The following is a 22,373-nucleotide window of genomic DNA, read 5'->3' as shown; positions in this document are numbered from 1 at the left end:
TGCACAGTTTGTTTTGAAATACAGATAAATGTTGTGAATAAATTGGAGCATACCAATGGCTGGACATAGTAAATGGGCTAACATCAAACACCGCAAAGCGGCACAAGACGCTAAACGTGGGAAAATATTCACGAAGATCATTCGTGAAATAGTCGTGGCAGCAAAAAGCGGTGGGCCTAATCCTGAGGATAATCCATCGTTGCGTGCAGTTATCGATAAGGCACTTGGCGCTAACATGAAGCGCGACACCATTGATAAAGCGATTGCCCGTGGTGCTGGAAATGCTGAAGGTGATAACTATGAAAATCTGACCTATGAAGGTTATGGGCCTGGTGGTGTTGCGATACTGGTTGAGTGTTTAACTGACAATAAAAACAGGACCGTCGCAGAAGTTCGTCATGCATTTACTAAAGCTGGCAGTGAGTTAGCTGCATCGGGATCTGTTGCATACCTTTTTGAAAGAAAAGGCCAAATGGTTTTTTCATCAGGCGTTGATGAAGACCAGCTTATGGAAGAAGCGTTGGAAGCCGGCGCTGATGATATCGTCAATCATGAAGACGGTTCCTTTGAAGTGTTAACAACACCAGAAGACTTTTTAACGGTAAAAGAGGCGCTTCAAGAAAAAGGTCTCAAGCCTGAAGCCGGCGAAGTTTCTATGATCCCGGCAACGCAGGCGGAGTTGGACGTTGACACGGCGGTGAAGGTTCTGAAATTAATTGACCGGCTAGATGATCTTGATGACACTCAGAACGTTTATAGTAATGCCGATATCCCACCAGAAGCATACGAACAACTATAGGTCTTAATAAACCTCAGCTGCGCATAAGAAGAGCCAGCCAATACAGCGCTTTGAGCGGTTTTCTTCGTTGAGCTTGTTTTTAATAGCTTGCTATTACTACACAAACTCGCCTCGCTAACCACTCAAATCGCTGCACTGGCTTCACATTGAGGGACCCAATTATCCTTAAGACTTGTTTTTGGTGTTAATGCATACCAGTACTGACTTTCAATGACTCTTCTTATGCGCAGCTGAGGTTAATTAGCCAGAGGTTTCATTAGCCTGAGTTACTCTTATCCAGAATTCAGGTTAATGATAATTGACTATGGTATTCTAGTGCAGGTTATTATGCGCTAACAAAACTGCTTTGCGAGACTTTTATGTCAATCATCCTTGGAATTGATCCCGGCTCGAGAATCACAGGCTTTGGTGTCATTCGTTCAAATGGCCGTAAAATGGAATATGTTGCCAGTGGATGTATCAGAGTGAAAGATGGCATTCTTTCTGACAAACTTAACCAGATATATAGCTGTATTGCCGAAGTTGTTCAGGAATACAAGCCAAATGAAGCCGCGATTGAGCAGGTTTTTATGTCCAAAAATGCAGATTCTGCACTAAAGCTAGGCCAGGCTCGAGGCGCGGCGATGGTCGCTATGGCGCAACACGCTTTGGTCGTTGCTGAGTATTCTGCTCGTCAGATTAAGCAGTCTGTGGTGGGGACTGGTGGTGCTGATAAAAGTCAGGTTCAGCATATGGTGACCAGTTTGTTAGGGCTTAGTGCGTCACCACAGGCTGATGCTGCTGATGGACTCGCGGTGGCAATTTGCCATGGCCACGCAATGCAAAGTGCGCTTTTTCAAGCGGGCGCTAAGAAAGTGACCCGTGGTCGATTGCGATAGAGATCTTGTCAATTAATGTTTTGAGAATTGGCAAATGATGTTTGAATTGACAAATAGTGTATTGAATTGACAAATTATTAACGGTATCGATATTTCGAACCTGGCACTAAAAATTTAAAAAGAGAAAAAAATGATCGGACGATTAAGTGGTGTATTACTAGAAAAACAACCGCCTTTTATTTTAATTGATGTCAATGGGGTCGGTTATGAATGCCAGGCACCAATGAATACTATCTATCAACTGCCAGAAGTTGGACAGAATACTATTTTGCATACCCACCTGTCCGTGAGTGAAAATGCCCACACCTTATTTGCATTTTACAGCTTAGAAGAACGAAAGTTATTTCGAGAACTCATTAAAGTTAATGGAGTCGGGCCAAAGTTGGCACTTGCAATCTTATCGGCGATGAGCGCGATTGAATTTGTGCAAAATGTTCATCACGGCGAAGCTTCCACGCTGGTTAAAATTCCGGGAGTTGGGAAAAAAACTGCCGAGCGGTTGATTATTGAAATGAAAGATCGACTGAACGACTGGCAAGTTGAAGCACCGGTGAAGACAGACTCAAGTCAATCAACACAAACTGTTTCTAGTGGTAGTGCTAATGTTCAGGAAGCGGTTAGTGGCTTGGTTGCTCTCGGCTATAAACCTACGGAAGCCAGTAAAGCAATCAGCAAGCTGGATGATGATAGTTTACCGGCGTCAACGTTGATCCGACTTGCGCTCAAAAATATGATGTAGATTTAATCCTGAGAGGGGCTGTGTATAAGTTAACATGTGATCTCAAATAACAGTTTAACAATCAATCACCTTAACAACTCATCACCATTTGAGCTCATCTTTCTCCAGGTAAATAGTTCGTATAATATCCAAATCATATCGTTTCGAAATTGCTTTGAGATTGGCTAATGAGCCACTATAAGAAGGTTGCGATTTTGACGTAACTAATTTCACCTCTAAAGGAAAATAAATATTTTCCCGGTTACTTTCTGCTTCCACAACGTGATCAAACGGACGATAAGCAGAGATTCGATTAAACAGGAACGTCTTTCTACCAGAATAAAGCGCATAATACTTTTCATACTTCGATTTATTTTTTTCATCGAGTTCAGGTACTAGTTGTCGATAAAACAAAGCTCTCATAGAGGCATTAGCTGAATCGACTATTTTCTTGCCGGCGCGTTCAAAGTGGCCATCATAAACATCGACCTTGATGTTAAAATCTGTCCCTGATTTTAACTTGTCCGCGTCAAATGGTTTAGGAACTAAAGTAAAGTAGTTATTTGATTTTTCCATTTTTTTTACGACTGATTTTTGAGTTTTGGCATCTATGAAGCTGACTTCGACAAAAGCCTGAAAATCGTGTGGTTTTCTCCACAAAGGAAAATGGGAACCAATCAAGTGACCATCTCCTAATAGCAACAACATACCGTGAGTTCCTTTATGTTCTCCTGCCAATATTGTCGCTGGAAAAGTAAGGCATGCGAGTATTGCGATCAGTCTAGTTAAAAGACTCACCCTGAAATCCTCATATTTAATTAATCTCCCCTAAATCACTTTAATTTAAAAAGTTTACAGTTTTAATATACGCTATCTCTTTTGTCTTTGGGGCTCAAGTAGTCTTAAAGAATGTTCATATTATCGAGCTTTTGATAGCAACCCACAAAAAACAGTCTCTTGATCTCTGTGTGTATATATGTATATACTGTGTATATTGACTATATACAGTGTGTACATATTCAGGAATCAACCTCACAATTTATGAAAAACGAGTTCATTTTATCCCAGGCAGATGGCAGGCCGATGTATTTGCAAATTATTGAGCAGATTAAGAATCGTATTGCTATTGGCGACTGGGCGCAAGGGGTTAAATTACCATCAATCAGGGAGTTAGCCGTGTCGTTAAAGGTTAGTGTAATTACCGTTAAGCGGGCTTACCAGGAGCTGGAAAGCGAAGGAGTGATCATTACGCGCCAGGGAAAAGGCTCGTTTGTTGCTGGTATTGAAAATCTTGGCGCGAAAATAAGGAATCAGGAAATTGATAATCTTTTAACCGAGGCTTTGGTTAAGTCGCAATCTCTTGGATTGGGACTAGCTGAATTGGTTAAGCGCCTGGAATTACTGCATCAACTTAGCGATTCCGAATCTGTAGGGCAAGGAAAAACATTGGATGCAATGGGCGTTACCGACGTGGTGGAGAAAAGTCATTCAGGCAAGAATGAAATTAGTAAGAAAGATGGTGGAAAGAGCAATGACGAGTAATTTAGCAATAAAGTTATCACAAGTGTCAAAACGATACCCTCATTTCAATTTATCGAAAATCAACCTGGCACTGGAGGAGGGCTGTATTATGGGACTTATCGGTCCTAACGGCGCAGGTAAGTCAACCACTATCCGTCTTTTAATGGGCTTGGTTCAACCGGATGCGGGCGAAGTTTCTGTGCTCGGACATTCCATGCCGTCTTCACAGGTGAAAGCAAAATGGGAAATTGGTTTCGCCTCGGAAGATATGCGCCTCTACAAAAATGCAACGATTGAGTGGCATATGGAATATTTGCAGTCAATTTATCCCAGCTGGGATAAAGGATATGCAGAAACCTTGTTAAAGCGTTTTGATTTAATTCCGCGGCAAAAAATTAAAGGTCTTTCACATGGCCAGAGAGTGAAAGCTGGCTTGTTGCTTGTACTGGCTCGTCGTCCCAAATTATTGATATTAGATGAACCAACAACAGGCCTTGACCCTGTGGCACGCCACGAAGTATTGAATGAGTTGATGGAAGTGCTTAAAGACGAAACGCGCAGTGTTCTGTTTTCGTCCCATAATACCCAGGATGTTGAACAATTGTCGGATCAAATTACTTTTATCGATCGAGGCAAAGTCGTCAATTCTCAGGATAGAGAAACATTTCTTGAGCGCTGGCAAAGAATTCGTCTTGATTTGTCCAAAAGTGACTGGTCTGAAAATAATCTGTCGTCGAGTCAACCTGGCGTCGTTGACATTCAGCAATCTGGAAATCTGGCAGTTGTTACCACCAATCAATTTAATCCAGATATGGTATCTGCTTACCAGCAGCAAGGTGCTGAAATATTGGGCGTCGAAAATATGACATTAGAAGAAATTTTTGTCGCCGAAGTTCATTCAAGTCGCCAAGGAGCTGAAAAATGAATACCGTGATGATAAAACATTTGTTCGTTAAAGACTGGCAATTTTGTCGTAATGCGCTGGCGTTTTACTTTGCGATCGGGGTTGCTTCATTATTTCTAATCAGTGTGGCAAGTAAACTTTCGTTTTATGTCGGTATCGTTTTGCTAGTTTCAATTCTTATTATCATTGGAGCGCACCTGATATTTGTGACAGTCGTTAATGAGCGCAAAGAGCAAACTTTGTCTTTTGTGATGAGTTTGCCGGTCACTTTTTCGGATTATACTGTAGCAAAACTGATAGCCAATATTGTGGCTTTTTTAATTCCTTGGGGATTACTGGTGGCGGGCGTTTTAAGCGTGATCAGTTTCAATGCGGACATACCAAATGGACTCATTCCTTTCGCATTGATTGTGCTGCTTGAATTATTTGTTGCTTACCTGTTGGTTTTGTCGGTTGCACTGATCACCGAATCAGAGGTTTGGACAATTGTCATGACAACCATTTGTAATATCGGCGTCTCTCTTTTCTGGTTTTGGATATCCAGTTTTGCGGGAATTAGCAAACATATTCAAGGGGAGACGGCAATTTGGAATACCACGGCGGCTAGCATCATTCTTATCGAGCTGATGATTGCCGCACTAATCATTATCGTCACTTTCTGGTGCCAGTCCAGAAAAACAGATTTTTTGTAGGTGCTATCTCTCGACTAACCAGGAATTGAATGAGCCAATTTCCATTAACTTGATAATGCTTCTTTTTAACTGAAAAGTATTTCATAGAGGAATAAGTAATGAATCACACGATGACAGGTGATGATATCACTCACCTTGAAAAAACTGATATCAATCAATCTATTCGCTATCACTACATGGATAACCTTCGAGCCCTGGCAATGTTAACAGGGATCTTTTTTCATGCTGCGTTAGCGTATAGCCCCATTATGGACAATCTCTGGTTGTCTGCCGATAAAGAAAACTCACTGATACTCGATGTGATTGCCTGGTTCACTCACATGTTTAGAATGCCTTTGTTTTTTGTTATTGCCGGCTTCTTTGCTTTTTTATTGATAGAGAAAAGAGGTTTACGTGAGTTTTTGAAAAATCGTGGTAAACGAATTCTGGCTCCTTTCCTTTTGTTTCTACCGTTAGTTCTTATTGCGATTATGGGGACTATATTTTGGGCAGCAACTAATGTCGAAAATCCATCACCATTTTTGCAATTTTTTGTCGCAATTAGTAACAACCCAGATATTCCCAAACCGCCTTTTAGTACGACACACTTATGGTTTTTGTTTAACTTATGTTTGTTTTGCTTGACTATCGCATTTCTCATGCGCTTTCGGTTGCTTAATGGTTTATTTAATGGAAAGTTTCTCACGCCGAAGTTTATCGTTTTCATTATGCCGCTGTTATTGGTTCCTGCACTCTATTCGCAGGTTACGCCTCACCCTGCGCCGGAAAGAATTTATCCTGAGCTTTGGTCGTTTGGTTTCTATGGTATGTTTTTTCTCCTTGGCTGTGCGTTCTATCAAAAAAAGGAGCTTATGGACGAATTAAAAAAATACTGGATGTGGATGTTTTTTGCTAGTTTAGTCGGCTATGGATATTTTTACTACGAGCTGCCTGGAACAATCACTTTCGAAGACATCATGAAAGCAGCGAATGGTATTGAGCACAGTTGGAAACATCTCCTGATTGTTACTATTGAAGCTTATGTTGGTGTCTACTTGAGTATTTGCAGTTTGATTGTTGGTCGGCTTTTTCTTGATAAAGAAAACAAAATAGTTCGTTTTGTCGCTGATTCGTCTTACTGGGTTTATATCGTCCATTTGCCGTTATTGTTTTTCATTCAATACTTATTACTGGATGTCAGTTGGAATATCTGGGTTAAGTTTTTTGTCGGTTCTTTTGGAACTTTGGCGATTGGTCTGGTGAGTTATATTTTGCTGGTTCGGTGGACACCAATTGGATGGTTGTTAAATGGTAGGAAATAGCGAATATCTTTAGTATTTGATATTCGTAACATTTGATATCTGTAGTATACGATATCTGTAATGCTTAATATTGAGGAAGGTTTTTACTTTGAGCTGCGCGAGCAAATAGACATCTCGAAAAAATGTGCTTAAATTAGATTTGCAAATAAGCATAGAGCAATTTACTCTTTACTAATTTGAAAGACTTTCGGAGTTAATATCGTAGAGATGAAAAGCATATTGATAATCCTTGTTATCAGCTACATTCTTCTATGCTTGTTACTTTTTCTGTTTCAACGCTCCTTTCTCTACTTTCCTCAGTCTGCTGGAGAAGTTACCGGTATTCCGGAAGTCAGTTTTAATCATCGAGGTTTGAAGTTGTCGGGTTGGGTTGTTAATCCGAATAACAATGCTGCGATAATTTATTATGGCGGTAACGCGGAGAGCGTTGAGAATAACATTGAATTTTTTCGCCGCGTAACCCCTGATTACACGGTGTATCTAATTCCTTATCGTGGATATGGTAAAAACGGAGGCGAGCCAACAGAATCGAACTTATACGCCGATGCTTTATTCGTTTATGATGAAGTGCAGGCTCAACATTCAAGTATTAGCCTGATTGGCCGTAGCCTGGGAAGTGGTGTAGCGACATATGTTGCTGCCAATCGTGATATTGCAAAATTGATTCTGGTAACGCCCTACGACAGTATTGAAAATGTCGCGAAATCTCATTATCGAATTTTCCCGGTTTCATTGTTAATCACCGATAAATATCTTTCAGTTGAGCGGGCGCCTGATATTGAAAAGCCAACTTTGTTGTTAGTGGCGGAACATGATCAGGTTATTCCTCGCGAACGAAGTGACAACCTGGCCAGGCACATTAGCCAGAAGTTTTTAACTCAAGTTATTATTGACAGGGCAGGTCATAATGATATTTCTTTTTATCCAGAATACTCGGAGAGTATTCAACGGTTCCTGGAATAAAATGTAGTTGAAGATTAGCAAGATCAGTCAGGATTAACGCGATTCTCTCAGGCATTATTATCTCGCTAGCTAGTATTTCGGAAAAAGGGCGATGACTGATCACTATTTAAAAAAATTCAAGGCAGTATTAGATTATATCGATGTTAATCTTGATACCGATTTCTCAATCGATGAACTCAGTCGAGTTGCTTTTTTTTCGAAGTTCCATTTCCACAGGCAATTTTCTGAATTACTTGGGCTGCCAGTTTCCAGATATATCCAATTGCAGAGAATGAAACGAGCTTCATATCAATTAGCATTTAGAGGCCAGTTTAAAATTATTGATATCGCAATGATTGCGGGTTTCGAAAACCCTGAATCTTTTTCTCGTGCTTTTAAAAAATTATTTGGGCAAACACCCATGCAGTTTAGAAATGCCCCCGACTGGGAGCATTGGTATCAATGTTTTCAAGTCATTAACAGTGAGAGAATTTATCAAGTGAAAAAGCGTGAGAATTATCAAGAAGTAAAAATTGTTGAGTTTAAGGAAACTCGAGTCGCTGCGTTGGAACATCATGGGGCGCCAGAAAAAGTCTTTGAGAGTGTCCGAACTTTTATTCGATGGCGAAAAGAGGTTAGGCTATCTCCAAATGTGAGTGAAACATACAATATTTTGTATAACGATCCCGAACAAGTAGCGGCTGAGGATTATCAACTAGACATTTGTGCGTCGGTTACCGGAGAAGTCGATGATAATAGCTACGGTATCATTGAGAAAACGATTCCAGGTGGTCGCTGTGCGGTCATTCGTCACTTAGGTTCCGATCAAAATCTTCGCCAGAGCTTCGAATACCTTTATGGTCAATGGCTACCGCAAAGTGGAGAAGAACTTAGAGATTTTCCTTGTTTCTTACATCGAGTAAATTTATTTCCAGATATTAAAGAGCATGAAATGATCACAGATATTTACTTGCCACTAGAGTGAAAATTCTACTTGTTGGCAAATCGTAATTAACTTTGTTATCTAGAGGGAGTAATGCTTGAGAAAACATACTCCCCGGCAAATGTTAATAAAGAATTTATTGATGGAGATTTTTTTGATGAAACGAAATATGATCTTTCATAAAAGATGCAATAAAGTAGTAGGAGTGATCATATCCAGGTTGCATTCGTAGTGTTAAGGGTTGTCCGTGTTGTTCGCAGGCTTGTTGAAATAGTTCTGGTTTTAATTGCTCCGTTAAAAAATCGTCAGCTGTCCCTTGATCGATAAGAATATTATTCGCGCTTCGATGCCCGTTCTGAATAAGTTGCGTGGCATCGTAATTTTTCCAGGCTTCCTTATCTTTGCCAAGATAACCGCTAAAAGCTTTTTCTCCCCATGGGCATTGAGAGGGGGCGACGATTGGAGAAAATGCTGAAATTGATTTGAATTTTTCCGGGTTTTTTAAACCTATGGTCAATGCGCCATGCCCACCCATTGAATGACCGAAAATACCGCATTTTTCCTGAATCACCGGAAAGTTATTATTAATCAGATCGGTAAGTTCATTGACAACATAATCGTACATTCGGTAGCTAGTTGACCAGGGCGCTTGAGTCGCGTTCAGATAAAATCCTGCACCACTACCAAAATCGTAACTGTCATTTTCGCCAGGATAATCTGTACCTCTTGGGCTGGTATCGGGGCAAACGACAATGAGACCGGCTTCATTGGCATATTTTTGAAAACCACTTTTGACGGTGACGTTTTCCTGAGTGCAGGTTAAGCCTGATAAATAATAAATCACCGGGCATTTTTCTGTATCGGCTTTTTCGGGAAGGTAAACACTCAATTCCATTTCGCATTGAGTACTCGCCGATTGGTGGGTATAAACACCTTGGGTTCCGCCAAAGGACTTTTGTTTCGATTTAACAATCAATGACATGATTTATTTTCTCGGTATTGATTAATGTTTTCTTAATTTAAAAGAGAAGAGGGTTCCGCTCATTTTCTGAGCGGAGAGTTTTAGTCTTAGTCAAATAAAACCACGCTTCTGATACTTTCGCCTGCGTGCATCAAATCGAAAGCATTATTGATATCTTTTAGCGGCATGGTGTGAGTGATTAGATCGTCGATGTTAATTTTTCCATCCATGTACCAATCAACAATTTTAGGAACGTCGGTACGCCCCTTTGCGCCACCAAAGGCAGAACCGCGCCAAACTCGACCGGTGACGAGTTGAAACGGACGGGTGTTAATTTCCTGACCTGCTCCGGCAACGCCGATTATTGTGCTTTCGCCCCAACCTTTATGGCAACACTCAAGTGCATCTCGCATCACATCCACATTGCCGATACATTCAAACGAATGATCCGCACCGCCTTTGGTCAGATCGACAAGGTAAGGGACTAGATCGCCTTCGACTTCACTCGGGTTAACAAAATGAGTCATACCAAATTTTTCAGCCATCTCTTTTTTGGCCGGATTAGTGTCAACGCCAACAATCATATTAGCGCCCACCATTCGTGCACCCTGAATAACATTCAAACCGATACCACCAAGTCCAAATACAATAACATTATCGCCGGGCTGAACTTTAGCGGTGTTTATTACTGCACCAATTCCAGTGGTTACACCACAACCGATGTAGCAGACTTTATCGAACGGCGCATCCTTTCGGATCTTTGCCAAGGCAATTTCAGGTACGACGGTAAAATTAGAAAAAGTTGAAGTGCCCATATAATGATGAATCTTTTCGCCATCAATGGAAAAGCGCGAACTACCATCAGGCATGACACCGCGACCCTGCGTTTCGCGAATGGCTTGGCAAAGGTTAGTTTTGCCCGACAAGCAATATTCACATTGGCGGCATTCCGGTGTATAGAGTGGAATGACGTGATCACCGGGCTGAAGCGAAGTCACACCTGCACCAACTTCGCGAACAATTCCCGCGCCTTCATGGCCAAGAATCGCCGGAAACAGACCTTCAGGGTCTGCGCCTGAGAGAGTGAATTCATCGGTGTGACAAACACCGGTCGCTTTTATTTCGATCAGACATTCGCCGGCGCGAGGCTCAGCAAGTTGAACTGTCTCGATACTAAGCGGCTTTCCCGCTTGATAGGCAACGGCAGCAATAGTTTCCATAGTCTGGTGATTCCTTCTTGTTTTCTTTTAGTGGCCTGTGAAGCCAGGCAGAGGGTTAAACTATTGTGCAATTAGCGGATCGGTTTTGCAACTGTGGCGAGCTTACGGAGCATTAGAATGTGGCTGATTTCATAAGGTTGCTGATGGATCTTACCCACATTGCTAAATTTATTTTCCTCCAAAGCTAAAATCTGGTTAAAATACTACTCAAATACCTACATAAGTCGTAAATATTGTCCATGATTGAGACTGACCGAATCATAAGCGCTACAAGCCAGGGAACCGAAGAGCAGGTCGATAGGGCGATACGCCCGAAAACGTTGGCTGATTATGTTGGCCAACCAAAAGTTCGCGAGCAAATGGATATCGCTTTTCAGGCTGCCAGAAAGCGAAATGATGCACTTGATCACACGTTAATCTTCGGTCCGCCAGGGCTTGGTAAAACGACCTTAGCCAATATTATTGCCAATGAAATGAGCGTTAATATTCGACATACTTCAGGCCCTGTGCTGGAAAAGGCGGGAGATTTAGCTGCTTTGTTAACTAACCTGGAAGAAAACGATGTTTTATTTATCGACGAAATCCACCGACTAAGTCCAATGGTTGAAGAGATACTTTATCCTGCGATGGAGGATTATCAGCTCGATATTATGATCGGTGAAGGTCCGGCGGCGCGTTCAATTAAACTCGACCTGCCACCTTTTACCCTGGTGGGAGCAACCACAAGAGCTGGTTTGTTGACTTCTCCCTTAAGGGATCGGTTTGGGATAGTCCAAAGGCTTGAGTTTTATGATATTCAAGATCTCACCAACATTGTTGAACGCTCGGCGAATATTACTGGGATCCCCATTAACACTGAAGGCGCAAAGGAGATCGCTCGGCGATCAAGAGGAACCCCCCGAATTGCTAACCGCTTACTGCGCCGAGTTAGAGATTACGCGGAAGTCAAATCTGACGGCAAAATCACGCCTGATATTTCAGACAAGGCGCTTAATCTGCTAGATGTTGATGATAAAGGGTTTGATAATATGGACCGGAAACTAATATTAGCGATTATAGAGAAATTTGACGGTGGTCCGGTTGGTTTGGACTCGTTAGCCGCTGCAATTGGCGAAGAACGAGATACGATTGATGATGTGTTAGAGCCATTTCTCATTCAACAGGGCTTTATTCACCGTACACCACGTGGCAGAGTAGCGACCAAGTTAGCCTATCAACATTTTGGCTATAAACCGGTCACCAATGATTTATTTAGCGGCTGACAGGCTTATTTTTGTGTAAAACAAGCCGCGCTAGTTTAAGACCAGGTTGATTCGATTCATCTTTGCTAAAGGTCTGAATCGCGCACTTCCTTGCCTTTTTTGATGAGCTTGACCTCTTTTAATTCAAAGGGTTTTCCCCACATTTGAATGGTCATCATGCCTTCTTTATAGTCACCGGAAAATTCAATAACAGTACCATTTTGAAGATATTTTTTATCAAGATTCATCGGCAATAGTTTTTGTCCCTTGCTGGTGACAATTCCGAAAAAGCCGCCTTCAAGGTCAAAATATTTTACCGTGCCGGTAAATGGGAGGGTTGCTGTCACCGTACTTACCTCACTGGATTCGGGCTGAGAAGTTTCAACCACTGGGGTTTCATTTGACTGTGGTCCGGTAGCCCCTTGCTGGCAGCCGAATAAGAGCAATAATAATGTGATCGAAGCGACTCTTAACATACAAATTTCCTCTTATTAATCAATAACAGCTAGCGAAAATGGAAGATTTACTTACTTTGATGTAAACCTGATTTTGATTTAAACCTATCTTTAATGTAAACAGCATCGTTTAAATTTTTTGCCGCTGCCACAGGGACAGCTGTCATTACGGCCGATATTGCGATAAATATTGTTAAACGGCAGGTTTTCTTGTGGCTCTTTTTGTTTAGCGGCTCGCTGTGACGCAATATCTTTACCCAGCATACCAACTGCTGACAAAAGGTTAGGCAGTGTTTTAAAGCAACCTTTAAGGTCAGGTAATTGGGCTAAAAGCTTAGGGTTTGCCTGGGCTAATTCACTTTCGTTGACAAAACGCGCCAATATCGCGTTCAACACGGTTAAACTTCTCGCGGCCTCTTCATTGCCACGTGGTAGCAACGTCTGCCAGGTTTTTGACAGCCAGTTATAGCCTTTTAAATAACCTGATGAAAATTCAACCAGACTTTTGTTGGGTTTACCGCTGGCGGTTAAGCCAATTTTTTCAGGTAGTTCTAGCTGAGTCGCGTGATCAAACACCGCATCGCAATGATTCCACCAGGCGGTGAAGTTACTCGATAGTGTCTTAACCTGAGATTCGCTATCAAATTGAGGTCGCTTGCTCTCGGTAATGACAAGTTGTTCCATCCATTCGCTGGGCTTGATTTCATCAGGGCTGGAAGCCACAGCGGTAATAAAACCCAGGCATTGATACAATTCATCAAATGACTGCTTGATTGAAGGTTGGCTGAAGCAAATTTCAAGCTCTTCTAAACTATACGACATGTACAACTCTGCTAATGATCTTTAAACGAATTGTACATGTTTTACCCATGAAAAAAACTCCCTGATGATTAATTTCTAATGTAACTGATGACTGGTCGGCGTGGTATTAAAAGTGAAGTATAGTGCCAGTTTCAATGTTCAACGACTGAAAATCTATACATTTGATAATGGTTATCGAATGGTGCGATGTTGTTAATTATCAATTTGTAATTAATAATTATTAGCGACATGGTCGTTATTGTCAGGGCTTAATGATTGTACTTTCCTGTTTTTGATGAAGGCAAGGCGTCTGCCTGCCAATTTGCATTAATCGGAATTTAGCGAATACAGGGCGGGATACTATTGAAAAAATAAGCTTTGACCGGCATAGCCCTATTAGGCAAATGGGGAGTAGGCAAATAGACATCGACCACGCAATTTCATTAGTCAAATTACACAAAATGACGATGCCTAACCCCGGTAGTATCACATTCATGTCGGCCTCCTGGTGTAAGTCTGCGTTTCTTTGCCCTGGTAGTGACTGCCAGTTCAAAAATAAGGTCGTCCAAAATTAGATCGCCCAAAATTAGATCATTTAGTTTTAAGTAACTTTTCCAATGGTTTTTTCCAAAATAATACTTGCGCCAATGTTCTTGTGATTACCAGACAGATAAAAAATAATAAAACTTCCCAAGAGTAAAATAGCGAATTGTGATTGGCTTCTATCCAACCGCTAACGAAGAAGATTGCTAGAAAATAGACACTAACAACTAAGATTTGTGTAAGCGAAACATTTATCCAAGTCAAACACAGTAGCAACGGATGAAGTGCCATCGCAATCAATAATGTTGCAATTGAAGCCGAAAAGAAATACAGAGCGTCACTCTCTAGCGAGAGTAGCTGACCCACCAGAAATGCACCCGTGATAAATATTAAACCGTTGTAGGTGAAAGCCTTATCTAAGGATATGAGAATTTTGTTTTTTAATCGCCGATGATCAACTTCTGTAAAAACATGTGAAAACAATTTAACTTGAGGCAACAGCTGTCGCGCTTCCATAACGATAGCGATTAATGATGTCGAAATGAAGATTAATGTAAAGACCTCAAGCATTGATTTTTTTGCACCACCTAAAAATATTAAAAAGACAAATATGAGTAAAACATAGAAAAACGAAAAAATGGCAAGTTTTGAATGAGGTAATAAAATTGACCAGCTGACATTTTTTTTATTTTTGGTGATGTGGTTAGCGATCATTAAGCTAATAAAATAATTGAACTTAAAAACGATTGAAGGCTTGAATCCAGTAGATTGTGAAGCTACCGGAAAGACCATATCCTGAGGTTCCGTTCTCCGATAACTGGAACTTTGATACAAATAATAAATCAATCCACAAGTGCTCGCGATAATGAGCAACATGATCAGGCTTTCGTCAACATTTAGCCAATAAAGTTGACCGATGATAAATGGGGTTACAGGAACGATTGCTCTAAGAATAAGGGACTTAGCTAGTACGACTTGTGAGGCAAAAATACTGACACAAAACGGAGCGACTAACACCAGTGGCGAGTGATTCGAGTTGATATTTAAATAGGCAGGAAAGATTAACAATAGATTAAAAACACCCAGTAACCCGAGATAGGTGGTCACCAGAGTTTGACGGAAACACTGGTTAATTTTCCAGAGATAGTATTGTTTTAACCTTAACAGCGCTCCGCCAATGTAAATTCCCCAGAAGCAAGCCAATACCAGGTTTGTCATAGTGCTGGCTTTAAAAGCATCGCTTTGCTGAATTTCGGCAACATAGATTATCAGTTGAAAAGAAACAAAAACAATAGTGAGAATTGTAATTGCAATTAATGTTATCCACGAATGAGAAAATAAATTCCATAAAGTTTGTCTAACCTGCCGCATGACTAACCTCCAGATACCAGTCTTCCAGAGATAATGGCGTTGTTTCTATATTGGTATTTGATTGGGCTGCAATATTTTCAATTGAGCTTTCCAGAGGGCGTACTACACTTGCCGTTGCACCGTTTGTGAGTGGGCGCCAATTAACAAACTCGGTGAATAACGGGGTTTGTTCTATGGGAATATCAGCCGATATTTTGACATGGGCAATACTTGATTTTAATTGTTCTACATCATAGTAGTAATCGATGATTCCGTTTTGTAGCAGTGCGACTTTGTTGGCTACGCGTTCCAGATCAGAAACGATGTGGCTGGAAAATACAACGGTAGAATTGAGCTCGCAAGTTAACTCGATCAGTTCTGATAAAAACTGGCGCCGCATACTGGGATCGAGGTGAGCTACAGGTTCATCGAGAATTAACAGCTCGGGTTTTATCGACAGGGCTTGAATAACGTGTAATATCTGACTCTGTCCGCCTGACAAATCACCCACTCGCTTTTTCGGGTCCAGGTTCCAACGGCTTTGTAATTGTTCGCAATAATCTTTGTTCCATGTTGGGAAGAAACCACCAATATAACTGAGGAAGTCGCTAACCCGCATCCATTCGAACCCTTTTATATCTTGTGCGACAAAACCAATTTTTTCACGAGTTGGCTGGTCGAGTTGCTCCCAATGTTTATCCCAGAGTTTTAGTTCTCCTTGATCACCATTGCGTAAATTCATGATGGTTTCGAGTAAAGTGCTTTTTCCTGCGCCGTTTTTGCCAAGTAGTGCGACAATATCACCTTGTTCAATATCCCAGGAAAGCGAATTTAATACTAAATTATTCTGGTAAGATTTAGATAAGTTTGCGATGGAAATAATAGGAGTCGTCATCATATTTAACCCTTGGTGTGAATCGATAAATACTGTTGAACCAATGTCATAATTGATTCATCGTCCAGGTTTTCCGACCTGGCGTTTTGAATAAACTCTACGAGTGGTAATTCTATTGCTGGCGTTAGTGCCTCGCCTTTTTCCTGCTCGGTCACTAGCATCCCAATGCCACGCTTTCGAATAAGCACGCCTTCCAGTTCCAGTTGGGCAAACGCTTTTGAAATGGTCATAGGATTAATTTGCAATGCGCTAGCCAGGTTTCTGACTGAAGGTAATTGTTCACCTGGCTTTAATAAATCCATTCGAATAGCTTGTTTTATTTGATCAATAAGTTGCCGGTATATTGGAATACCTGAACTAGTATTTAATGAAAACAAATTGACCATTGATGAAGTTGTCACAACTTTTCCTTCTACCCGAATTGAGTCAGATACAACTGAATGTTTTGCTTGATTAGCTGTCAGTGTATCAGTGTTTATATTGGTGTATTAATATAATGATACACTAAGTGATGAACTGTCAATGAATTTTTCACTAAGGTTGATTACTTTCTATCCAAACTAAGCTAAAATGCGCGCCCTCTGAAGTTCTGCCGAGTTTTTCTCACAAAGAACGAAAGATAAACACACGCCCTGTTAACTATTTGAATTAAAGGCTTTTACATTGATTTCTACCGCTAACATCACCATGCAGTTTGGTGCTAAACCATTGTTCGAAAATATTTCTATTAAATTTGGCGAAGGCAACCGATATGGTCTTATAGGGGCTAATGGCTGCGGAAAGTCTACATTTATGAAGATTTTGTCGGGGGCGCTAGAGCCTTCAGCAGGTAATGTAACCACTGATCCAAATGAAAGAGTCGGCGTGTTAGGCCAAGATCAGTTTGCGTTTGAAGAGTTTTCTGTTATCGACACCGTCATTATGGGCCACAAAGAATTGTGGGAAGTAAAACAGGAACGAGACCGAATTTATTCTTTAGCTGAAATGAGTGAAGAAGAAGGGATGCTGGTGGCGGATCTGGAAGTCAAATTTGCCGAGATGGACGGTTACACAGCGGAGTCTCGTGCTGGCGAATTATTGTTAGGACTGGATATTCCAACTGAGCAACACTTTGGGCCAATGAGTGAGGTAGCGCCGGGTTGGAAACTCCGAGTGTTGCTGGCGCAGGCCCTGTTTGCTGATCCAGATATAATGCTACTTGACGAGCCGACCAATAACCTGGACATCAACTCAATTCGCTGGCTTGAAGAGATACTCAGCCAACGTCAATCGACGATGATTATCATTTCCCATGATCGCCACTTTCTCAACAGTGTTTGCACCCACATGGCTGATCTTGATTATGGGGAGCTGCGTTTATTTCCTGGTAACTATGATGAATATATGACTGCAGCGACCCAGGCACGTGAGCGATTGTTAGCTGACAACGCGAAGAAAAAAGCGCAAATCGCTGAGTTACAAACCTTTGTCAGCCGCTTCTCGGCTAATGCTTCAAAAGCCAAACAGGCGACTTCCCGTGCTAGAAGGATGGAAAAAATCCAATTAGAAGAAGTCAAACCCTCTAGCCGCGTTAGCCCATTTATCCGTTTTACCCAAGAGAAAAAACTTTATCGATTAGCGTTAGAGTTAGAAAAAGTTTCGAATGGTTATCAAGAGATGTTAATCAATGACTTTGACCTAATGCTTGAAGTTGGTGAACGAGTTGCTGTGATTGGGCCCAACGGAATTGGTAAGACAACATTCCTGAAAACTTTAGTCGGAGAATTACCGGCAAAATCAGGCGAGGTTAAATGGTCAGAAAATGTGAATATCGGTTACTACGCGCAGGACCATAACGAAGATTTCGCCGAAGAAATTAGTTTGTTCGACTGGATGAGCCAATGGCGCAATCCTGGCGAGGATGAGCAAGTTGTCAGAGGAATTCTTGGTCGCATGTTGTTTTCCCAGGATGATATTAAAAAGTCTGTGACTAAATTATCCGGTGGTGAAAAAGGCCGCATGATGTTTGGTAAGCTGATCATGCAAAGACCGAATATTCTGATTATGGACGAGCCAACTAATCATATGGATATGGAATCAATCGAAGCATTAAACTTGGCATTAGAACATTACGAAGGCACTTTAATTTTCGTTTCTCATGACCGCGAATTTGTTTCTTCCTTGGCGACCAGGGTATTGGATATGAAGACGGATGGGATTGTTAATTTTGAAGGGAAGTATGAGGATTATTTGATATCGCAAGGTGTTGTTGAGAGTAAAAAGTAATTATGGAAATAGTCGTTTTCGTCAGTTAAGATTCGCTTTTTTTATTAACTAATAAAGAGTTGTGAATTAAAGGAGTCGTAAATGAAAAAAATATTGTTAGTCGCTTTAGTTGGCATATGTTTTTTAGGGCAAAACGCAAACGCTAAGTATTTTACTGATTACAACGCAGGAGTTACTATCACCAGAATTCACGTCCATTCTGGTGGCGGTATAACTTTGCATATATCTGGTGCTGTTAAAAATCTGGATGGATGCGCAGTTACCGACAAGGTCCATCTTAAGGGGAATTTGGCAGGCCATCAAAATATGCTCTCACATGCAATGATGGCTTTTACCACAGGCAAAAAGGTTGGACTGCATGCTTCTGGCTGTGAAGTTATTCCTTTTTGGGGCGGTGGACTCATGACACCAATCATTGATAATTTGTGGGTTTTTAAATAGTGAGTTATCAGTTTAGTTACTAAAGTAAAAAGAAAGCCAAGGTTTAGGACAGCGTTCTGAACCTTGGCTTTCTTGCTTTAGTAAAAGCTATTACAAATTACTGTCTTCGCATTGCTTTCAAATACAGTGCTTTCAAATATAACAGCTTTCTTTGAGTTACTTTTCGACGTTGCAGATATCGTAAACTACAACGATTCCAGATAATCGGAAGCCGCTAAATGAATTTTCTGCCAGGCTTGTTGAAAGTGTGTTTGATCATCATCACCATTTGACAGCAAAATAATCCCGATCCCTTTTTCTCGATTAAGAATAAAACTAGACGCTGTTCCCGGATCGCTGCCACTGTGTCCAAAGTAATCACCATCCATTAGCCAGTTAAATCCGATGCCTTCCATACCGTAGGTACTGGCGTTCTCGTATAGTGGTGTCAACATGATTTGTTTAGCGGAATCTGACAAAACATGATTTTCTTTTTTCAATACTTCGATTGCAAAATTAGCGAGGTCGGCTGCTGATGATTTCAAGCCGCCGTCTGCGTAGGTTGCCAGGCTAAAATCTGGAATTGCTTGATATTCTCCATCAAGCCACGCATAGCGAGTAGCAACCAAAGTATCTTCGCCAAGATCTTGTTTGAACCAGGCGGTGTTATCCATATTAAGTGGCGTAAAAATAAGTCTCTTACTTAATTGTGGAAATGATTCTCCTGATATGTTTTCCAACACTTGGGCTGTTGTGGCTGTGGCAACATTAGAGTAGATAGAAATGATGCCAGGCGAGAATTGCTGCTCTGTGATGTAATTTTCTTCAGAATAGTATTGACCGCCTTGAGTAAGATACGACTGTAAATACTCGCTGGTGTTTGTGGTGACAGGGTCTGGGCAAACCTCTTCTCCTGATATTAAATTGGTTAAACTGCTTTTATCTTCGTCAAGATAATAACCACAATCATAAAAATTTGAATCCAAAATTCCACTAGTGTGAGTTAGCAAATGTTGAATTGTTATTGGTTTATTAAAGTGTTCGGGTGCACTAAGCTCATAACCGAGTTTTTGTGCGACTTGATCGTCAAGAGCAAGCAGGTTTTGTTGGTGTAGTAACGCTGCGCTGGTACCGACAAATAATTTGCTGGTTGAGCCCAGGTTAAACGCTGTGTCTGCAGTAACAGATTTTTCGACTTCCATTTCGTCACTACCAGCGCGACCAAATCCTTTCGCATAGACGATATCACCATTTTTAACTAAAGCTATGGCAAGCCCAGGGTAGGCGTTGTTGTTCATTCCCTCGACAATGGCATTTTCCAATACTGTCTGATTACCCTGACTATTGACTGGTTTGTTTAGGAGTTTGAGTGCCTTATCGTAACTTTCCTGACGCATCAATGCTGCAGCTGAACTTGAATAAATCGGTGTACCTATGTCTGCAGGAATACCTTTGTTTTCAAATATTTCTCCCCGTTGATTTTCATACACTTCATTGGATAACCCTACCAACCATCCATTGGGTAAAGAGAAATTGAGTATGTCTGATAATGCGCCTGAACTTGCGGTTCCTAATACGGTGACTTGTGATAACTGTTCTAACATTAACGAAAATATTTCAGCGGCACTGGTTGTTAATTCACTATTAACCAGGTAAACGGGATTCGTATATGGCGTTGAATGGGGAACCAATTCAAATGATTGTTTAACAGAAGTGCCAAGTTTGTTTCTGGCGTATTTTGTGAGTACTTTCTCTTTCTTTTTTGCGAAATGCGAAGCGAATGCTACCGCAACATCGTCGGCACCGCCAAGGTTAAATCGGTTATCGATAATAATCGCATCAGTATTCGCTAACTGTTTCATCATTCGATCAAAAACAGCTTTTGATGCATCGACCTCCTTTTCCACATGTTCGATGTTCTCTCCAGAAAATCCGGCAGTTTCAGCAAAAAATATAAACCCGACATTGTCCTTACTAATTCCCCAATGAATTGCTGGAGATTCTTCTGTTCCACCGGCCTGCTGATAAGTGGAAGGTTGAATGTAGTGATTAAAGATCTGATATTGAGTATTTATTAATTGGGTTAAATATTCCTCGCTGCTCACGTTGTAAATAAGTTCGATATGAGATGCTATTTGTTCAATTCTTGAAGGATGTCCCGATTCAGCTCGATTACCTTCCTTATCTAAAACCCAAAGATGAGCATCATTAAATGGTGATATCATTTTTGAGAAAATTTCGAGTAATTCCTCGTCAGAGGTATCGTCACTAACTTGACCTGCGTAAGTATCGTAGGCCGATTGCCAGTTGATATTGCGTTCAGCGAAAAAGGCATAGTGGTCATTCATGGCGTGCCAAAAATAGTCGAAATTTGTTTTGGGTTCCATATCGGGGCTTTCGAATGCAGCGTTGCAAGCAGCTGGAAGTGCATTGTGTTTATCCAGATAGTTCCGAGCGAGGGTGCTATATTTCGTGTTTCGATAGGAAATAGTTTTAAGATCGAGAGAACTTTTTAAATCTGAAACATCTTCAAAGAGTTCCTCACGGGGCCCAGTGTTAGTTCTAATACAGCCATTTTGATTGTATTGATAAGCGGAATATTTTTTTTTGTCTATTTGATAAGCTTCTCCATACCCGGTTTTTATATAAATTCCTTGAACAGAATCTTTAGTGATACTAAGTGGTGTTTTTTTATCACTGCTATTACCACAAGCAATAACTGCGAGCGCTAGTGAAACAGCGCCGACGATGTGAGTAATTTTCATGGCTAATTCCTTTTGGATGTAGATGCGACATTTTTAGTTAAATAAAGCGTTGAAACTTTAGAATTAACACTGCTGAAAATCTGTGATAAAAAAGTATAAAAATGTAGAAAACTTGTACATGTGTATACAGCGACTTACATTGATGAAAAATGTAAGCTGCTCGATAGAAAGGAAGTGCGGTTCGACTAGCGAGTTAATTTTTATTAATTTAATCTTAACTCGCAGGCAATGCACTTTATGCTAATATCATTAGCATTGATAATTAACTGGAAGTCACCGTGCAAATTTTTTTAGCCAGCACTACTGATGATATGGACGTTGCTCGACAGCTATTTAGAGAGTACCAGGAATTTCTTGGCGAAGATCTTTGCTTTCAGGGGTTTGAGCAAGAATTAGCCTCATTGCCGGGCAAATACGCATCGCCTGAGGGGGCAATCTTATTGGCGAAGCACGAGGGCGATATGATCGGCTGTGTCGCGGTGCGAGCACTTAAAGGCGATACGTGCGAGATGAAACGTCTGTATGTGAAAACCGTTTCTCAAGGGCTTTCGGCGGGAAGGAAACTTGCTGAAGCTATTATCAAAAAAGCCAAAGAATTAGGCTATAAAAAAATGCAGCTCGACACGCTTGAGAGGCTGGAGCGAGCAGTTGAACTCTATGAAAAGCTGGGATTCAAGGAAATCTCTTCTTACTATGAAAATCCACTAAACAAAGTGATTTACCTTGAGCTTGATTTAACCTGAAATGAATCTGTTACAG

Annotated in this window: 22 protein-coding genes; 13 read left to right on the top strand and 9 right to left on the bottom strand. The window is 41.0% G+C overall.

The features are described 5' to 3' along the window. Nucleotides 1-55 precede the first annotated feature (55 nt). The 3 genes from FLL46_RS14085 (at nucleotide 56) to ruvA (ending at nucleotide 2,416) form a co-directional block, all read left to right on the top strand. Nucleotides 56-799, top strand: coding sequence for a YebC/PmpR family DNA-binding transcriptional regulator (locus tag FLL46_RS14085; RefSeq protein ID WP_142894441.1), 744 nt, complete (start codon nucleotides 56-58; stop codon nucleotides 797-799). 359 nt (nucleotides 800-1,158) lie between these two features. Continuing rightward, nucleotides 1,159-1,677 carry a crossover junction endodeoxyribonuclease RuvC gene (ruvC, locus tag FLL46_RS14080; protein WP_142894439.1) on the top strand — a complete coding sequence of 173 codons (519 nt, stop codon included), beginning with the start codon at nucleotides 1,159-1,161 and terminating at the stop codon, nucleotides 1,675-1,677. Nucleotides 1,678-1,807: 130 nt separating this feature from the next. Then, complete coding sequence (gene ruvA / locus FLL46_RS14075; RefSeq protein ID WP_142894437.1) at nucleotides 1,808-2,416, top strand: Holliday junction branch migration protein RuvA; 609 nt, start codon at nucleotides 1,808-1,810, stop codon at nucleotides 2,414-2,416. Nucleotides 2,417-2,497: 81 nt separating this feature from the next. Here the strand turns inward: ruvA and FLL46_RS14070 are convergent, their stop codons facing one another. Then, complete coding sequence (locus tag FLL46_RS14070) at nucleotides 2,498-3,193, bottom strand: hypothetical protein (protein ID WP_142894435.1); 696 nt, start codon at nucleotides 3,191-3,193, stop codon at nucleotides 2,498-2,500. A gap of 243 nt (nucleotides 3,194-3,436) precedes the next feature. Here FLL46_RS14070 and FLL46_RS14065 point away from each other — a divergent pair, with 243 nt between their 5' ends. The 6 genes from FLL46_RS14065 to FLL46_RS14040 all read left to right on the top strand — a co-directional run bounded on the left by FLL46_RS14065 (nucleotide 3,437) and on the right by FLL46_RS14040 (nucleotide 8,740). Further along, nucleotides 3,437-3,937 (top strand): GntR family transcriptional regulator, encoded by a 501-nt coding sequence (locus FLL46_RS14065; RefSeq protein ID WP_210418708.1) that lies wholly within the window; start codon nucleotides 3,437-3,439, stop codon nucleotides 3,935-3,937. Further along, entirely contained in the window at nucleotides 3,927-4,841 is a 915-nt protein-coding gene (locus tag FLL46_RS14060) for an ABC transporter ATP-binding protein (RefSeq protein ID WP_142894433.1), read from the top strand. The genes FLL46_RS14065 and FLL46_RS14060 overlap by 11 nt, the downstream gene beginning before the upstream one ends. Then, nucleotides 4,838-5,512, top strand: a complete 675-nt coding sequence (locus FLL46_RS14055) for an ABC-2 transporter permease (protein WP_142894431.1) — start codon at nucleotides 4,838-4,840, stop codon at nucleotides 5,510-5,512. The genes FLL46_RS14060 and FLL46_RS14055 overlap by 4 nt, the downstream gene beginning before the upstream one ends. Before the next feature lie 98 nt (nucleotides 5,513-5,610). After that, nucleotides 5,611-6,813, top strand: a complete 1,203-nt coding sequence (locus FLL46_RS14050; protein ID WP_142894429.1) for an acyltransferase family protein — start codon at nucleotides 5,611-5,613, stop codon at nucleotides 6,811-6,813. Nucleotides 6,814-7,020: 207 nt separating this feature from the next. Next, on the top strand, nucleotides 7,021-7,776 hold the full coding sequence (locus FLL46_RS14045) for an alpha/beta hydrolase (RefSeq protein WP_142894427.1): 756 nt from the start codon (nucleotides 7,021-7,023) through the stop codon (nucleotides 7,774-7,776). 91 nt (nucleotides 7,777-7,867) lie between these two features. Next, the gene (locus FLL46_RS14040) at nucleotides 7,868-8,740 is read left to right on the top strand and encodes an AraC family transcriptional regulator (RefSeq protein WP_142894425.1); all 873 of its coding nucleotides are present in this window, start codon (nucleotides 7,868-7,870) and stop codon (nucleotides 8,738-8,740) included. Nucleotides 8,741-8,834: 94 nt separating this feature from the next. On the opposite strand, the gene fghA is transcribed toward FLL46_RS14040, so the two are convergent. Next, nucleotides 8,835-9,680 (bottom strand): S-formylglutathione hydrolase, encoded by an 846-nt coding sequence (gene fghA / locus FLL46_RS14035; protein WP_142894423.1) that lies wholly within the window; start codon nucleotides 9,678-9,680, stop codon nucleotides 8,835-8,837. A gap of 86 nt (nucleotides 9,681-9,766) precedes the next feature. Further along, nucleotides 9,767-10,879, bottom strand: coding sequence for an S-(hydroxymethyl)glutathione dehydrogenase/class III alcohol dehydrogenase (locus tag FLL46_RS14030; protein ID WP_142894421.1), 1,113 nt, complete (start codon nucleotides 10,877-10,879; stop codon nucleotides 9,767-9,769). Between the two features lie 239 nt (nucleotides 10,880-11,118). On the opposite strand from FLL46_RS14030, the gene ruvB reads away from it, so the two are divergent. After that, nucleotides 11,119-12,141 (top strand): Holliday junction branch migration DNA helicase RuvB, encoded by a 1,023-nt coding sequence (gene ruvB / locus FLL46_RS14025; protein ID WP_142894419.1) that lies wholly within the window; start codon nucleotides 11,119-11,121, stop codon nucleotides 12,139-12,141. A 65-nt stretch (nucleotides 12,142-12,206) separates the two neighbouring features. On the opposite strand, the gene FLL46_RS14020 is transcribed toward ruvB, so the two are convergent. From FLL46_RS14020 to FLL46_RS14000, 5 genes are all read right to left on the bottom strand, one after another. Next, a complete protein-coding gene (locus FLL46_RS14020; RefSeq protein WP_142894417.1) occupies nucleotides 12,207-12,596 on the bottom strand; it encodes a hypothetical protein in 390 nt (129 codons plus the stop codon). A gap of 90 nt (nucleotides 12,597-12,686) precedes the next feature. Further along, complete coding sequence (locus FLL46_RS14015) at nucleotides 12,687-13,397, bottom strand: UPF0149 family protein (RefSeq protein WP_142894415.1); 711 nt, start codon at nucleotides 13,395-13,397, stop codon at nucleotides 12,687-12,689. 570 nt (nucleotides 13,398-13,967) lie between these two features. Next, complete coding sequence (locus FLL46_RS14010) at nucleotides 13,968-15,290, bottom strand: hypothetical protein (RefSeq protein WP_142894413.1); 1,323 nt, start codon at nucleotides 15,288-15,290, stop codon at nucleotides 13,968-13,970. Next, nucleotides 15,277-16,167 (bottom strand): ABC transporter ATP-binding protein, encoded by an 891-nt coding sequence (locus FLL46_RS14005; RefSeq protein ID WP_142894411.1) that lies wholly within the window; start codon nucleotides 16,165-16,167, stop codon nucleotides 15,277-15,279. The genes FLL46_RS14010 and FLL46_RS14005 overlap by 14 nt, the downstream gene beginning before the upstream one ends. Before the next feature lie 2 nt (nucleotides 16,168-16,169). Then, nucleotides 16,170-16,565 (bottom strand): GntR family transcriptional regulator, encoded by a 396-nt coding sequence (locus FLL46_RS14000; protein ID WP_210418707.1) that lies wholly within the window; start codon nucleotides 16,563-16,565, stop codon nucleotides 16,170-16,172. 262 nt (nucleotides 16,566-16,827) lie between these two features. On the opposite strand from FLL46_RS14000, the gene FLL46_RS13995 reads away from it, so the two are divergent. Both FLL46_RS13995 and FLL46_RS13990 read left to right on the top strand, forming a co-directional pair. Further along, on the top strand, nucleotides 16,828-18,429 hold the full coding sequence (locus FLL46_RS13995) for an ABC-F family ATPase (RefSeq protein ID WP_142894409.1): 1,602 nt from the start codon (nucleotides 16,828-16,830) through the stop codon (nucleotides 18,427-18,429). 81 nt (nucleotides 18,430-18,510) lie between these two features. Further along, nucleotides 18,511-18,870, top strand: a complete 360-nt coding sequence (locus FLL46_RS13990; RefSeq protein ID WP_142894407.1) for a hypothetical protein — start codon at nucleotides 18,511-18,513, stop codon at nucleotides 18,868-18,870. Nucleotides 18,871-19,055: 185 nt separating this feature from the next. On the opposite strand, the gene FLL46_RS13985 is transcribed toward FLL46_RS13990, so the two are convergent. Continuing rightward, a complete protein-coding gene (locus tag FLL46_RS13985; RefSeq protein WP_142894405.1) occupies nucleotides 19,056-21,614 on the bottom strand; it encodes a serine hydrolase in 2,559 nt (852 codons plus the stop codon). Between the two features lie 278 nt (nucleotides 21,615-21,892). Between FLL46_RS13985 and FLL46_RS13980 the strand changes: the two genes are divergently transcribed. Then, nucleotides 21,893-22,357, top strand: a complete 465-nt coding sequence (locus FLL46_RS13980; protein ID WP_210418706.1) for a GNAT family N-acetyltransferase — start codon at nucleotides 21,893-21,895, stop codon at nucleotides 22,355-22,357. Nucleotides 22,358-22,373: the final 16 nt, after the last annotated feature.

Source organism: Aliikangiella coralliicola (genome assembly GCF_007004725.1).
GTDB classification, from domain to species: Bacteria; Pseudomonadota; Gammaproteobacteria; order Enterobacterales; family Kangiellaceae; genus Aliikangiella; species Aliikangiella coralliicola.
Note: the sequence above shows the minus strand (reverse complement) of the source record. Positions and strands in the feature narration are given on the sequence as shown.